This is a genomic window from Pontibacter coccineus (genome assembly GCF_030546575.1).
GTDB lineage: Bacteria > Bacteroidota > Bacteroidia > Cytophagales > Hymenobacteraceae > Pontibacter > Pontibacter coccineus.
In genome coordinates, this window is sequence record NZ_JAUOTN010000009.1 from 48,665 (window position 1) to 63,131 (window position 14,467).

Here is a 14,467-nt window from a genome sequence, read left to right on the forward strand (position 1 = left end):
GTACCTGCCCATCCGCTTCTGAAAGTCTTGATCAACTGATTTGTGCATATTCCAGCCGCACCTCGTTCTCCTTAACCTCCAGCCTCGCCTTCCGGCCGCATACCAGCGCCAGGTTGTCCGGCTCGTGGCCGGTCGGGAAGCCGTAGCAAACGGGGTAGTGATACTTGCCGCTGTGCTCGGCGATGATCTCGTAGGCGTCTTTGCCGAATGGGATGGCGTTGTCTTTCATGTCGCTGAAGTGGCCGACGATTAGGCCTGCCAGGTCTTGTAACTTGCCAGCGCGGTCGAGGTGCACCATCATGCGGTCGATGCTGTAGAGGTACTCATCCACGTCTTCCAGAAACAGGATCTTGCCTTTTGTGCTGAAGTCGGAGCTAGTGCCGGAGACGTTGTGCAGAAGCGCCAGGTTTCCGCCGATCAGCTGGCCTTCGGCTATACCTGTGCGGTTAAAGGCGTGCGGCGCGGCGCTGTAGCTGAGCTCCTCCCCGAAGAGCACGCGGCGCAGACTGTCCAGCGCTTCTTCCGTGCCTTTCGGGAAAAGCAAAGGCATGATGCCGTGCACGCTCTCTATACCTAAACTGTGGATGTGGCAAAGGAGGGAGGTGATATCGCTGAAGCCCACTACCCATTTCGGATGCTTTTGAAAATGGCTGAAGTCCACCTGGTCGAGGATGCGGGTGGTGCCGTAGCCGCCGCGAGCGCAGATGATGGCTTTGATGTCGGGGCGGTCGAGGGCCTGCTGCAGGTCCTGTAGGCGCAGCGCATCGTCGCCGGCAAACACACCGTACTGCGCCCCCACCGTCGGGCCAACTTCCACTTCCAGTCCCCAGCCCTGCAGTATGTCAATGGCGGCGGCAATGTCTTCGTAACTGATAAGGCGGGCGGTGGCGATGATGGCGATTTTGTCGCCGGGCTGCAGGGGTGTGATCATGGGGAAAGCTTTTTTGATGATAAACGAAGGTATGGCTTTTTGCTAAAATTTGCGAGGCTGCAAAATTTTGAGCAATTTCGGAAGCCCGTTTTAGCTGACTTCGGCTGCACGTCCGGCACCTATACCTAACTAAGCGGTGTGCGGGCGGGAAACTAAAAAACTTTTTATGACCCAACTTAAGACAAAAAAGTCAGGGATTGACAAATTCCTGTCGGTGGTGGAACGTATTGGTAATGCCCTGCCGCACCCCGCCACGCTATTTGCCGGCTTCGCTCTACTCGTGATCATCCTATCGTGGGTGGCCAGCCTCTTCGACATGGCCGTGGTGCACCCGGGCACAGGGCAGACCATAACACCGGTCAACCTGCTGTCCACCGAAGGCCTGCACATGATCCTAACGCGCATGGTCACTAACTTCACCGACTTCGCCCCACTGGGCACGGTGCTCGTTTCTTTGCTAGGTATAGGTATAGCCGAAGGCACCGGCCTGATCGGTGCGGTGCTGCGTTTGGTGGTGCTGTCCTCGCCGAAGCGCCTGCTTACCTTCGTGATCGTGTTTGCCGGTGTGATGTCCAACACGGCTTCTGAAGTGGGCTATGTGCTGCTGGTGCCGCTGGCGGCGGTAATCTTTTTGGCGGCCGGTCGTCATCCGCTGGCTGGTCTGGCTGCGGCATTTGCCGGTGTGTCGGGTGGTTACAGCGCCAACCTGCTGCTGGGTACCATCGACCCGCTGCTGGCCGGTCTGTCAACAGAGGCTGCCCGCATCATTGACCCGAACTATACCGTGAATCCGGCGGCTAACTACTATTTCATGTTCGTGTCTACTTTCATAGTGGCAGGCCTGGGTACCTGGGTGACGGAAAAAATCGTGATTCCGAGGCTGGGAGAGTATAACGGCGATGAAAAGCCGCAAAGCATCGATCGCCTAAACAGTCAGGAGAAGCGCGGCCTGCTATACGCGACCATCGCTATTCTCCTGTCCACCGCTTTTGTGTTGGGCGGCCTGCTGCCAGAAGACGGCTACCTGCGCAACCCGGAAACCGGCGAGGTGCTCAACTCGCCTTTCATGTCAGGCATCGTGGCCTTCATTTTCCTGCTTTCTGCCATTGCAGGTATAGCGTACGGCATCGGCGCCAAGAGCATCAAAAACGATAGCGACGTGATGCGTGGCATGTCCAAATCCATGGAAACGCTGGGCTCGTACATCGTGCTCGTGTTCTTTGCAGCACAGTTCGTGGCCTACTTCAACTGGACGAACTTGGGCCTGATTCTGGCCATCAATGGGGCGGACGTGCTGAAGACCCTGGGCCTGAGCGGTATTCCATTGATGATCATGTTCATCCTGGTGTCGGCCTCCATCAACATGATTATGGGCTCTGCCTCAGCCAAATGGGCGATCATGGCGCCGGTGTTCATCCCGATGTTCATGTTGCTGGGCTATACGCCGGAGTTTACGCAAACCGCCTACCGCATTGGCGACAGCGTGACCAACATTATCTCGCCGATGATGTCGTACTTTGCCCTGATCGTGGCCTTTATCCAGCGCTACGACAAAAAAGCAGGTATAGGCACCGTTATCTCGACCATGTTGCCATACTCCATTGTGTTCCTGATCGGCTGGACCATCCTGTTCATCATCTGGATATTGCTGGGCCTGCCGGTAGGGCCGGGCTCTGAGTTGTATATGCCACAACCATAATAGGTATACTATCCACATAAAAAGAGCCGATGCAGTTTTATACCTGCAGCGGCTCTTTTTTTATAAGCTCAAGGCTACAACCTATACCTAGAACAATTTCAGGCCCACACTCACTAAGATCTGCTTATTGGCTAGATCGTAGTTGCTCTGATTGGCGGGGTCATCGTAGTTGCGGCTGATGTGCTCGTAGCGCACGTCCAGGGTCAGGCGCTGGATGTCGAGGCCTACACCTGCCTGGTAACCCCAGTCAGAGTTCTCCATAAAGCTCTTGATGTTCTGCCCATCCTGGCGCGCGCTCAGCAGCGTGGAGGCCACCGGTCCTGCCTGCAAACGCACCACATTGCCAAGGCTTATACCTGCCATAATGGGCACGTCGAGGCGGTTAAACTTAATATCGGCTACACGGCTAGCGAGCGTGGCATTGGGGTTGGATTCCAGGCGGCCGCCTGTCTGCGTAAAGATCGCTTCGGGTTGAACAAACAGGCCCAAAATATTGATGCGGGCAAATGCGCCGGCATGATAGCTGGTCACAGATTCCTTTTTGGCATACTCAGCCGGGTTGCTGGTCACATCACGTACGCTCACGCTCGAAGAGCCTACACCTGCTTTAAGTCCACCCGTCAGGAACTGCGCCTGCGCTGCCGTACTGAGAGCGAACAGCGCGAATATAGTTAGCACTAAGTTTTTCATAGCTATATGATTAAATTCTACATGGTTAACCTTGGCCAAAGCGGCACAGGTATAACGAATAGTCAATAGCCTTTTAGTACGTAACCGTGTGAATATAGGGTGTATGGTATTGTATTCTGGTATTATTTATATATTTAACTGGCTGAATGGTTCCAACTCCATGGGCTTAAGAAGGGTAGATCTATCAGCTATACCTCTGCCTCAAAATGATTCCCGACTGGTTGACAGGTGCAAAGAAATAGGCAGCACTGCTGTGCCCGGAATCTAACCTTTTGCCATGGCAGTGGCGAAGCTATACCTCAACATCAGGTATAGCTTCGGAGTTGATCAGGCTATCATCTGCTTCGATTATAGCAGTAGCCTCTATCTCCACGAGTTGCTCCGGCCTGATGAGGGCACTGACCTGCACCATGGTAGCAGCGGGTTTTATCTCGCTGAAGGACTCCCCGTGGGCGCGACCTACCGCTTCCCACTGGCTGATATCGGTTACAAAGATGCGCGTTCTCACCACCTGCTGCAGCGTGGCACCGGCCTCCTGCAGGGCTTTCTCTATCTTATGCAGAATAAACCGGGTCTGCTCGTACGCATTGCCTATACCTATCACCTGATCCCCATCCATGGCTGTCGTGCCCGCCACTTCTACCACATTGCCCACGCGCACCGCACGGCTATACCCAATGGTGCTTTCCCATACAGCGCCGGAGGAAATGTTCTGTCTTTTCATAATTGGAGGAGTTTTTAGAGTTAGACAAGTTAGAAAGTTAGAAGAGTAAAAAGTTAGAAAGTTGTGATGTAATGACGTCACAGTGTAACATCGCGGTAGAATGGCAAAATAGCGACTTGTTTGGATCTTGCAGGAAAATCCCCTTTTCCCAGTGGTGGTTTAATCGTGCCCCCAACCATTTAACAATTCAACCATTTAACAATTTAATCAATAAATATACAGATTCTCATTAGCAGGATCAGGTATTTCGAATCCCGGCCTACTTCTATACCTGATACTCGGGCAGAATCCTTAATTTTGAGTAAACAATCACCCCCGGATGCGCTTAAGATCGAAACCTGTGCTTTGCAACTACTACGTTACCTACCGTTGTAACGCAAAGTGCTCGTTTTGCGACATCTGGGAGAAGCCTTCGCCTTACATTACCCTGGAGGATGTGGCCCAGAACCTGCGCGACCTGAAAAAGCTGGGCGTGCAGGTGATCGATTTCACGGGAGGGGAGCCCCTCTTACACCGCCAGATCGACCAGATGTTGGGCATGGCGCACGACATGGGTTTCATCACCACCCTCACTACCAACGGAATGCTCTACCCCAAACTGGCCGAACGGCTGAAGGGTAAAGTGGATATGCTGCATTTTTCGCTGGACTCAGCCCACAAAGAAGAGCACGATACCGGCCGGGGCGTGGCCTGCTATGATTTCGTGATGGAGTCGATACAGGTGGCAAAGCAGCTGGGCGAACGACCGGATATCCTGTTCACGGCGTTCCGTCACAATCTAGACCAACTGGAGGAGGTATACCGCACCATCACCCAGCCCAACAAGCTGATGCTGATTATCAACCCGGCCTTTGAATACAACGAGGTCGCGGTAGGGGAGCAGCTTACGGAAGAGGAACTGAACTACCTGACGGCCTTCGGAAAGCGCAAAGGCGTATACCTGAACGAGGGCTTTGTGCAGCTGCGCCGCGACGGGGGCAACAAGGTGGCGGACCCGGTTTGCAAAGCCGCCAGCACCACACTGGTCATCTCCCCGGAAAACGAGTTGGTGCTGCCCTGCTACCACCTGGGCACCAAGAGCTTCCCGATAGAAGGCAAATTGGACGCGCTATACCTGAGTGAGGAGGTGGAGGAACTGAAGCAACTGGAGGGACGGTTACCGGCCTGCGAAGGCTGCACCATCAACTGCTACATGCAACCCAGCTTCGCCGTTGAAATAAACAAATACTTCTGGAAAGCCCTGCCCAGCACGCTGAAGTATAACCTGAGCAAAGGGACGTGGAAGCGGTTGATTTGATTGTTAAATTGTTAAATTGTTGATGGTTAAATTGTTGTTCGTGCACGTTTCGGATACAAATTGCCTGCACGATTCGGACAGGTCGCGACCTGTCTCTACAAAATTCCTGACTTTTCAACTTCCCTACTTCTAAACTTTCTACCTTTTTAACTTCTAAACTTTCTAACTTAAACTATGCCCGTTATACTACCTGTAAAAGGAATAAGCCCGCAACTGGGCGAGGATTGCTTTGTGGCCGAAAACGCTACGATTGTAGGCGATGTGGTGATAGGCCGTTCGTGCTCGGTGTGGTTCAATGCCGTGATCCGGGGCGATGTGAACGCGATCCGGATCGGTGACAAAACCAACATTCAGGACGGCGCCGTGATCCACTGTACCTATCAGAAAGCCGCTACCACCATCGGCAGCAATGTTTCCGTTGGCCACAATGCCATTGTGCACGGCTGCACCGTGGAAGACAACGTGCTGATCGGGATGGGAGCTATCGTGATGGACAATGCGCTGGTGCAGAAGAACTGCATCGTGGCGGCGGGTGCCATCGTGCTCGAAAACACCGTGTGTGAGTCAGGCTTTATTTATGCCGGTATACCTGCCAAAAAGGTAAAACAACTGAGCCAGGAGCAAATTGAGGGGTTGGACAAGGTGGCCAACAACTATGTGATGTACAGCGGCTGGTTTACAAATCCGGAGGAATAGCTATACCTATACCTGAAAAACAAAGGCTATACCGGATAGGTATAGCCTTTGTTTTAATGATTTGGCTCTTCTGTTTGCGGTTCTATCTGGGAATGATAGTCTTCCTTCACTGTAAAGAGCACCCATTCCACGCGGCGGTCTGATTTATCCAGCACCCGTATCTTGTACTCGTTAAAGTCGGCTGCCTCGTTCAGGTCGTCTGGTATGTGGCCGTAGATCATGGTCACAAAGCCCCCTATCGTTTCATAGTCATCGCCTTCGGGTATCGGGAAGGGCAGGTAGTCGTTTACATCCGAAACCGGGGCGCCACCGTTTACACGGTACTCAAAATCGCCCAGACGCTCCACAATCGGCACCTCCTCATCGTATTCATCCTGAATCTCGCCTACCAGCTCTTCGATGATGTCCTCTATGGTGACAATGCCTGACACGCCGCCGAACTCATCGGTTACGATGGCCATGTGCATGTGGCGGCGCTGGAACTGCTGCAGCAGGCGCGGGATCTTTTTGGTCTCCGGCACGAAATAGGCCGGGCGCATCAGCTTCTCAATAATGATCGGCTCATTCAGCCGCATCATGCTCAGGATGTCTTTTACGTAGAGCACGCCGACAATATTATCGATCGAGCCGTCGTAAACCGGAAGCCTGGAATAGCCTTCCTCAAATATGATCTCCATCAGCTCCGGCTCCGGAATGTTCACATCGATGGCCACCATGCGGGTGCGGGGCACCATGATCTGTTTCACCATGCGCTCATTAAACTCAAACACGTTCTCGAGGAGCTCATGCTGTGAGTCGACCAACAGGCCTCCTTCGGCGCTTTGTTCAAAAAGCAGGCGCAGTTCCTCTGGCGAGTGTACCTCGGAGCCATGCACGGGGCGTATGCCCATCGAACGCAGCACCAAGTTGGCAAAGCCGTTGAGGATCCAGATAAAAGGCCTGAACAGGTAATAGAAAAAGCGGAGCGGCAGCGTAATAGCCAGCGTAGTGGCCTCGGAGCGCTGGATAGCAAGCGACTTAGGGGCCAGTTCGCCAAACACAATGTGCAGCACCGTAATAATGGCAAAGGAGATCGGCAGCGCTATTCTGTGGGCCAGTTCTACGCTTCCCTCATAGCCAAAGAAATTCATGACGTTGATCACGATCTGGGACACCACACTTTCGCCTATCCAACCCAGTCCGAGCGAGGCCAGCGTAATACCGAGCTGCGTGGCCGAGAGGTAGGCATCGAGGTGGGTGAGCATGTGCTGGGCCAGCCTGGCCATTGAGCTGCCCGCCTGCGCCCGCAGCTCGATTTGTGAGGCGCGCACCTTCACGATTGCAAACTCCGCCGCCACAAAAAAGCCGTTCAGCAATACCAGAAAAATAGTGAGTAAGATGTTTAGAACCATAGTGTGTTACGGCGCGGTTTGCTTCCGGCTGCGTAAAATTAATCTAAAATACGTGTTTTCACTATATATGTACATGCTATTAGCAAGAATCCGAAGCCGCGGCCGGTGTGAGCTTGCTAAAAAGGCCAAAACAAGAAAAGGTGCCGCAGGGCACCTTTTCTTGTTGATACATCTTCAGTTGGCTAGTAATGAACCTGCATGGCGGGTGCCTGGGCGGTGCTGAACAACTCGCGGGCATTTTCCGGAGAAAGCAGCGGCATGAAAATAGCCTTAGCCTCCTCTTCGGAAATTATTCTGTAAACATGCTCTGAAGAAGTATCGAGGAAGGGATTGCAGAAGGAGTAAATGAATTCATCTGAGAAAGTGCGGTATACAATATGAAAATTATGCCTCTCATCGCGCGCCAGCTTGATCGCCCTAAAGGTAGAACCAAGCTCCCGGCCGCAAACAGTTTTGATAGAGGTGGATTCCTGTGGCTGAAAGTTTGTATTCATAGTTTTAGATGTTGGGTTTGCAAATAAACTGCTATAGAATAGACGTTCAGATGAAGGGTAAGATTCCGTAGAAATGACTGCCATATCTCTGATATCCGTGAATGGTAAATAATACAGGGTGAATGGCAGTTGGTTGATTATCAGTAGCTTGGTGTGCGGGCTACGGGTTTGGGAGATAGGTATGCAGCGAAGAGCCAGTCTGTTGATCCGACCGGAAACATCCTGCCGTAGCGCTCTGTTATTCATGGCACTGGGAGCGGCATTGGCAGGCAATAGCTGGTCATCTGTCCTTAAGGAGGGAACGATGCTGCCGGACAGATGGGGCTTTCGACCAAAATTTGTACTTTTGTAGTGGCGCTCTCAGGCGCCTGTGATCTAAAGAATTAACCAGGTATACCCTTATGAGAAATAATTTGAGGCTAGCGCTTCGCCTGCCCTGGCTGTTAGTGGTCCTGATGACCTTTGCAGCGCAAATGGCGCAGGCACAGGTGCTGAAGCCTGCCTCCTGGAGCTACGATGTTTCCAAAAAGGAAGTCAAAGTAGGTGAGGAAGTCGAGCTGATTTTCAACGTTAAAATAGACAAGGACTGGTACCTCTACTCCTCTGATTTTGACCCGGACCTAGGGCCGATGGTGACGGAGTTTAAGTTCGAGAAACACCCGTCTTACCAGTTGGTGGGCAAGATCAAGCCCGTGAATCCCAAAAAGAAATACGACGAACTGTGGGAGGGAGAGTATACCTATTTTGTAGGCACCGCCCAGTTCAGGCAGAAAGTCAAGGTGCTGCAGCCTGATCTGGTTGTGAAAGGCTCCTACGAGTACCAGGTATGCACCGACATCGACGGCAAGTGTATCCCGTTTGACGATGACTTTGCCTTCACCAACGCACAGATCAAAGTAACAGCCGCCAGCGGTGCGGCAACACCAGCCGCTACGCTCGGGCAATCGCCTGCCAAAGCCATAGAACAGGCACCTGAACTAGCTACTACCCAGGCTACGGCGCCCGATGGCGTTGACACCGCCGTGCCGCCTAATCTGCCTCAGGACTCGGTGCTGGCTGCAGAGGAAGCCCTGGAGGATGAAGGAACTGCCGAAACCATAACGCCTGCTCTGATCGATTTTTCAAACGAAGATGCGTCTGGCGGAAGCATCTGGACCTTTATGCTGATCGCTTTCGGTTCGGGTCTGGTAGCCCTGCTCACGCCCTGCGTGTTCCCGATGGTGCCTATGACGGTGAGCTTTTTTACGGGCAGCAGCCAGAGCCGGGCGCAGGCCATTGGCAAGGCGCTGCTGTACGGCATCTCCATCATTGCCATTTATACCGTAGCCGGTACTGTGGTTGCCAAGCTATTTGGGGCCGACGGCGCTAACTTCCTGAGTACGCATTGGCTGCCCAATGTGCTCTTCTTCGCTGTGTTCGTGATCTTCGGTATGTCCTTCCTGGGTTTGTTCGAAATTACGCTGCCAAGCTCGTGGCTGAACAAAGCCGATGCGCAGGCGGATAAGGGCGGTATACTGGGTGTGTTCTTTATGGCCTTCACGCTCGTGTTGGTTTCCTTTTCCTGCACGGGACCGATCGTGGGCAGTATCCTGGTGGCTTCTGCCGGCGGCGAAACGCTGCGACCGGTTATGGGCATGTTCGGTTTCTCACTTGCTTTTGCCTTGCCGTTCACCTTGTTTGCCATCTTCCCGTCGTGGCTGAGCAGCCTGCCAAAGTCCGGTGGCTGGCTTAACTCCGTGAAAGTGGTGCTGGGCTTCCTGGAGCTTGCCCTGGCGCTTAAATTCCTAAGCATCGCCGACCAGGTATATCACTGGGGCATCCTCGACCGCGAGGTATACCTGGCGCTGTGGATTGTGATCTTTACCTTGATGGGCTTCTATTTGCTGGGCAAGCTCAAATTTGCGCACGACTCGGATCTGCCTTACGTCAGTGTTCCCCGTGTATTCATGGCCATCGCCACTTTTGCCTTCGTGGTATACCTGATACCGGGTATGTTCGGTGCTCCGCTCAAGGCTTTGTCTGGCTACCTGCCACCGCAGTCCACTCACGACTTCGATATCAACGCGTTGGTGCGCCAGAGCGGGGGAGGAAGTTCCGCGCAGTATACCTCCGCTAACCAGCTGTGTGAGCCGCCTAAGTATGCCGACTTCCTGCACCTGCCGCACGGTCTGCAGGGTTACTTCGATTTGGAGCAGGCCAAGCGCTGCGCCGCTGAGCAGGGCAAACCGATCTTCATCGACTTTACGGGTCACGGCTGCGTGAACTGCCGCGAGATGGAGGCCAACGTGTGGTCGCACCCCGAAGTGCTACGCCGCCTGCAGGAAAATTACGTGATTGCCGCCCTTTACGTGGATGATAAGAGCGAGCTGCCGGAAAGCGAATGGTATACCAGCGAGTACGACGGCAAAGAGAAAAAGACCCTCGGTAAGAAGTACGCCGACTACCAGATCACAAAATTCAACGTGAACGCCCAGCCCTACTATGTGCTGATGGACGAGAACGAGAACGTACTGGTAAAACCGATCGCCTACGACCTAAGTGTGGAGAACTTTGTGAAGTTCCTGGATGCCGGCGTGGAGGCGTATAAGAACAATAAGCAAGTTGCCAAGAAGTAAATAAAGCCTACTTAAAAAAGTCAAAGCCCTGATGCGTTCAGCTTCAGGGCTTTTTTATGCCATAAGCATTATCCTGTTTACCTGTAAAGCAGGATGCTATACCTGTTTCTTTTTGTCCATTTCGTTCAGCATGCGCACCGTCATATAGGCCAGTCCGGCCGTCACAAGTGCAATAGCGGCCCAGATGGCGACTGTAGAGCCACTGCTTTGCTGGGGCTCTTTTTCCTGCAGCATTTCAGGTTTCCTTGTCTGCAGCACCTGCAAACTCGCCGGAATGCTATCCTGGAAGTGCCTAAGGTCGTAGGAAGGTGCCCCGACCTTTGGATTGCTGAACCGCAAGGTATAGGTCTCCCCGGGATTTAGGTCCGCCACCAGGTAGCGGTTAAGCTGCAGCGGCTTTATTGCGCCGATTTCCAGAGGCTGGTTATCCCCATTCTGAATAACGATGGTAAGCTCCTTTACTTTCTCTCTTGGCAACACCACTATGGCAGGCGCATTGGAGCTCAGTACAAACGGAATCAGCCGCTGTTGCTGCTCCCGCCGCTTTCGGCGTTTGCTTCTGCGCCGCTGTCTTGGTTCCGTTGTTTTCAGCTGTACATGGCCCTGCCGGTAATACAACTGCGGTGACGAAACCGTGAACTCTAACTGCTCAGGGTAAACGGGCTGTGCGAATTGCAACCGGATGTAGGTGCTTTTAGCGGAGACACTATCCGTGCGGGAAACTTGCTGCACAGGTATAGCGGTGTACTTGCCGGCCTCGGTATAAGTGTCGTAATAGCCTGCCTGCAGGATATTGAGCGGTGCGCTGGTGGAGTCGTTCAGCTGCAGCCGGAAATAACGGTAGTCACTCAGGGGGAAATCCAGCAGCTTCACCTCGGCCGTGCTCTCCCGGTTGTTAATGGCATACAGCAGGTCCCGCTCCTTTAGTACGTACCAGTCCTGTCGGTTGTCGCTGCCACTTAGCTTCACCTCTTTGCGCACGTCCGCGTTGCCGATCAGCAGGCTGATGTTGTTGAGCCTGCGCTTCTCCTGGTTGGAGATGAGCAGTTCCGAACAGCAGCCTTGCCGATGGGTATAGCTGATGATGTCGTAAGTCCTGAACAGGCGCTTGTATTGCACTGGCTGCTCCGTTTGAAGCAGGTAAGGAATCTCCTGACCATTGCTGTTATAAAGGCGCAGGTCAGAGAGATCGGGTTGCAAACGGCCTGTTATTTCAGGGCTAAGCTGTATGCGCTGATAGCCGGCCTGTGTCGGGGTTGCCACCGGAGCCTGCCAGTCATACTGCTGGGCGCTTGCCACCTGGGCGCATGTCAACAGCAGGAGCCCCAGCAGGGCGCGGAGTTTACTGGTTGTCGGCAACATGCGGTGGAGTAGCTTCATCATCCAAAATCAACACTTTTAGCTTCTGGTACATAAAAGAGATGACCAGCAGTAGCACACCCAGGCAAATGAACGCGGCGATCTTTCCTCCTTCCGATACGCCTCTTATGTCGAAGAGGAAGAGCTTGAGCAGGGTAAGGAAAAAAAGCGATAGCGATATAATGCGGAGCGTCTTCATTTTGCGCCGCATGCCAACCGTCATCAAAACAAAAGAACTGATGCCCCACAGAATCGGGAAGCCCACTTTGCGAACCTGTGGCAGCAGCGCTTCCAGATTGGTGCCCGGCTCATAAAGCTGCAGCACAACTAGGTGCTCCAATTCGGCACTTGCCAGGAAGACAACCACAAAGCATGCGCCCCACAAGGCTACCTTGCCCGGCAGTGCGTTGAAGCCAAACTCCAGCGCCACCATGCGCAGCAATTGTACAACTATCAGCAGCACCAGCACAAGCGGCAGGTAGTGCAGCATAAAGGCGCCCAACGTCTCGCCACCGTCCAGCAGGTATGCGTTGCGGGTATCAATAGTGAGCGGGTGCTGCAGAACCAGGTATAGTAGGATGCCCAGAACAGCCAGCGCTCCCATACCTTGCTGTACCTGCTGATTCGGCTGACGGCTGCTCAGCAACAGGAGCATGAAGAGGTATAGGTAGTTGTAGAAGCCCAGTATAAAGTACTTGGTCGCATAGCTCACGGCCAGACTGTCAAGCGTGTGGATAAGCTCAAACAGTAATACAAAGTACAAGCTGAAGACCAGCGCAAACCTGATGAGGGTGCGGTAGGTGTTGGCGTCCAGTAACTCAAACAATATAGATCCATGTTCCTTTCGGAGCAGCCACAGGTTAGCAGCCAGTGCTGCCACCGCTACGAAGCCGGTAACGGAGACTCTGTTCAGGACGATGTTCAGCGGGGACGGGAGCTGATTGTAGTATAGGTTCCAGTCCATCAGCAGGCTGAGGAACATTAGACCCAGCACCACCACCGAAGCCACTTTGATCAGCTTTATACCTGACTTCTGCGAAAGCCACAGGAGGAGCACCGACTCAAGCGCCCAGAACAAGGTGATGTAGTTGCCTTTTAGCTGTACCGGTGCGGTCAGGCTCAGGAAGGTGAGCACCAGCCCGATAAGGAGGTAGACCAGGTTGCGGTCCGCTTTCTGGTTTTGGTAGAGCAGGTAGGCGAAAATGAAGTTGAAAATAGCAATGACCATGGTAAAGAGGCCCTGGTAGTTGCCACCTGCTATAAATTGCAGCACATACATGCCGGCAGAATAATAGAGGAAGGTGTTGCTTAGCAGGATCATGATCTCTGGCGCCGTGAAATGCCTTCTCTCTTTGATGTTGTTGATGATGTTCATGGCAAAGAACACCAGGTAAAACAGCGTGGCAAATACCAACGCTCCTGCATAGGGCGCATCAGGCGTGTCGATAACCCGGGTGGTGAGCCAGCCGCCGTACAGGACGATCGTGAAGACGTAGGCGATGGTATTGAGCAGACTCCATTTCTTAAAGTAGGCCAGCACCAGTATACCCAGGTTCAGGACAAGGATGAAGACGAAGAGCGCAATGTAGTTACCCTCGCCTGAACTCGCCATAAAGGGGCTGGCAAAACCTCCTATCAGGGCCAGCACGGCCAGTTCCATGCGGTTGTAGGCAATGGAGAGGAAGATAGTAAAGCCGGTGATGACTACCATTAGCAGGAAGGCTACGGTCTGGCTAAAGATCTGGTACTCGTGAAAGGCGATGGCAATGGTGAAGTATAAGACGGCCATACCGCCACCTACCAGCACTGAGCTAAAGGCCTGGTAGGTCTTTTGAAGACGATGCGCTACAGCCAGCAAAGCACCGCCAGCCAATATGCCAATGGCCACACGACCTACTTCATTGATCCAGTCCTGGTCGATGGCGTACTTCACGAAGAAGCCGATGCCCAGCACCAGTATCGCTATACCCAGCTTGTTGATCAGGTTCTCGCCAATGAACTTCTCCCAGTCAAGGTTCTCGCGGAATTTATCAAAGATGGAGGGCTCCGTTGCCTCCGCAGGCACCTCACTGAAGGCAGCAGTGGGTATAGGCTGTCTGAGTGGTATGGCGCCCGGCACGGGACGGCTTTCTAACTCTGGCTGAGGCTGGCGAACAGGTTCCGGGCGTGGAATAGGTATAGCCGGAGGTGGGGTTGGCGCGGCAGGCGGCGGCGTGGAAACCACCGGCGGTGCAACAGGTTTTGGCCTGGACTCCTGTGCCTGTTCAGGTGCCGCCGCTATACCTGTAGCAGGTCTGGTGGCTTGTTTCTCTAGTTTGTCTCGCAGATGTAGTACTTCTGACCTCAGGTGATTGATCTCATGCCAATTCTCATCCAGCTTGCCTGAAAGCTGCTTCGAAACCCAGAAAACCAGTGCAAAAAGTAGAAGCAGCAGGGCTATTTCCATACCAAAGCAAAAATTAATTATTCCCTATATTAAATATTTTTCGCTTCATTCTAAAATCATTTTGTGCAGGGTTAAACGAAAAAAGGCCCTCCTGCAATAGGAGGGCCTTTTCTGGTTGTAAGTGT

General features: G+C 53.1%; 11 protein-coding genes. 4 read left to right on the plus strand and 7 right to left on the minus strand.

The features are described from left to right. Positions 1 to 31: 31 nt before the first annotated feature. A complete protein-coding gene (locus Q4E40_RS17915; RefSeq protein WP_303414085.1) occupies positions 32 to 931 on the minus strand; it encodes a S66 peptidase family protein in 900 nt (299 codons plus the stop codon). Between the two features lie 166 nt (positions 932 to 1,097). Between Q4E40_RS17915 and Q4E40_RS17920 the strand changes: the two genes are divergently transcribed. Continuing rightward, complete coding sequence (locus Q4E40_RS17920; RefSeq protein WP_303414086.1) at positions 1,098 to 2,630, plus strand: AbgT family transporter; 1,533 nt, start codon at positions 1,098 to 1,100, stop codon at positions 2,628 to 2,630. An 87-nt stretch (positions 2,631 to 2,717) separates the two neighbouring features. On the opposite strand, the gene Q4E40_RS17925 is transcribed toward Q4E40_RS17920, so the two are convergent. Next, complete coding sequence (locus Q4E40_RS17925; protein WP_303414087.1) at positions 2,718 to 3,320, minus strand: porin family protein; 603 nt, start codon at positions 3,318 to 3,320, stop codon at positions 2,718 to 2,720. 292 nt (positions 3,321 to 3,612) lie between these two features. Further along, positions 3,613 to 4,044, minus strand: a complete 432-nt coding sequence (locus tag Q4E40_RS17930) for a RidA family protein (RefSeq protein ID WP_303414088.1) — start codon at positions 4,042 to 4,044, stop codon at positions 3,613 to 3,615. Between the two features lie 319 nt (positions 4,045 to 4,363). Here Q4E40_RS17930 and Q4E40_RS17935 point away from each other — a divergent pair, with 319 nt between their 5' ends. Beyond that, positions 4,364 to 5,341, plus strand: coding sequence for a radical SAM protein (locus Q4E40_RS17935; RefSeq protein WP_303414089.1), 978 nt, complete (start codon positions 4,364 to 4,366; stop codon positions 5,339 to 5,341). 174 nt (positions 5,342 to 5,515) lie between these two features. After that, positions 5,516 to 6,037, plus strand: a complete 522-nt coding sequence (locus tag Q4E40_RS17940; RefSeq protein ID WP_303414090.1) for a gamma carbonic anhydrase family protein — start codon at positions 5,516 to 5,518, stop codon at positions 6,035 to 6,037. A 53-nt stretch (positions 6,038 to 6,090) separates the two neighbouring features. Here the strand turns inward: Q4E40_RS17940 and Q4E40_RS17945 are convergent, their stop codons facing one another. Together Q4E40_RS17945 and Q4E40_RS17950 are read right to left on the minus strand one after the other, a co-directional pair. Then, positions 6,091 to 7,428 (minus strand): hemolysin family protein, encoded by a 1,338-nt coding sequence (locus Q4E40_RS17945; protein ID WP_303414091.1) that lies wholly within the window; start codon positions 7,426 to 7,428, stop codon positions 6,091 to 6,093. 182 nt (positions 7,429 to 7,610) lie between these two features. Then, on the minus strand, positions 7,611 to 7,922 hold the full coding sequence (locus Q4E40_RS17950; RefSeq protein WP_303414092.1) for a hypothetical protein: 312 nt from the start codon (positions 7,920 to 7,922) through the stop codon (positions 7,611 to 7,613). Positions 7,923 to 8,323: 401 nt separating this feature from the next. On the opposite strand from Q4E40_RS17950, the gene Q4E40_RS17955 reads away from it, so the two are divergent. Continuing rightward, positions 8,324 to 10,537 (plus strand): protein-disulfide reductase DsbD family protein, encoded by a 2,214-nt coding sequence (locus Q4E40_RS17955; protein ID WP_303414093.1) that lies wholly within the window; start codon positions 8,324 to 8,326, stop codon positions 10,535 to 10,537. A 96-nt stretch (positions 10,538 to 10,633) separates the two neighbouring features. On the opposite strand, the gene Q4E40_RS17960 is transcribed toward Q4E40_RS17955, so the two are convergent. Both Q4E40_RS17960 and Q4E40_RS17965 read right to left on the minus strand, forming a co-directional pair. Next, positions 10,634 to 11,920 (minus strand): hypothetical protein, encoded by a 1,287-nt coding sequence (locus tag Q4E40_RS17960; protein ID WP_303414094.1) that lies wholly within the window; start codon positions 11,918 to 11,920, stop codon positions 10,634 to 10,636. After that, a complete protein-coding gene (locus Q4E40_RS17965; RefSeq protein ID WP_303414095.1) occupies positions 11,880 to 14,342 on the minus strand; it encodes a DUF2339 domain-containing protein in 2,463 nt (820 codons plus the stop codon). The genes Q4E40_RS17960 and Q4E40_RS17965 overlap by 41 nt, the downstream gene beginning before the upstream one ends. Positions 14,343 to 14,467: the final 125 nt, after the last annotated feature.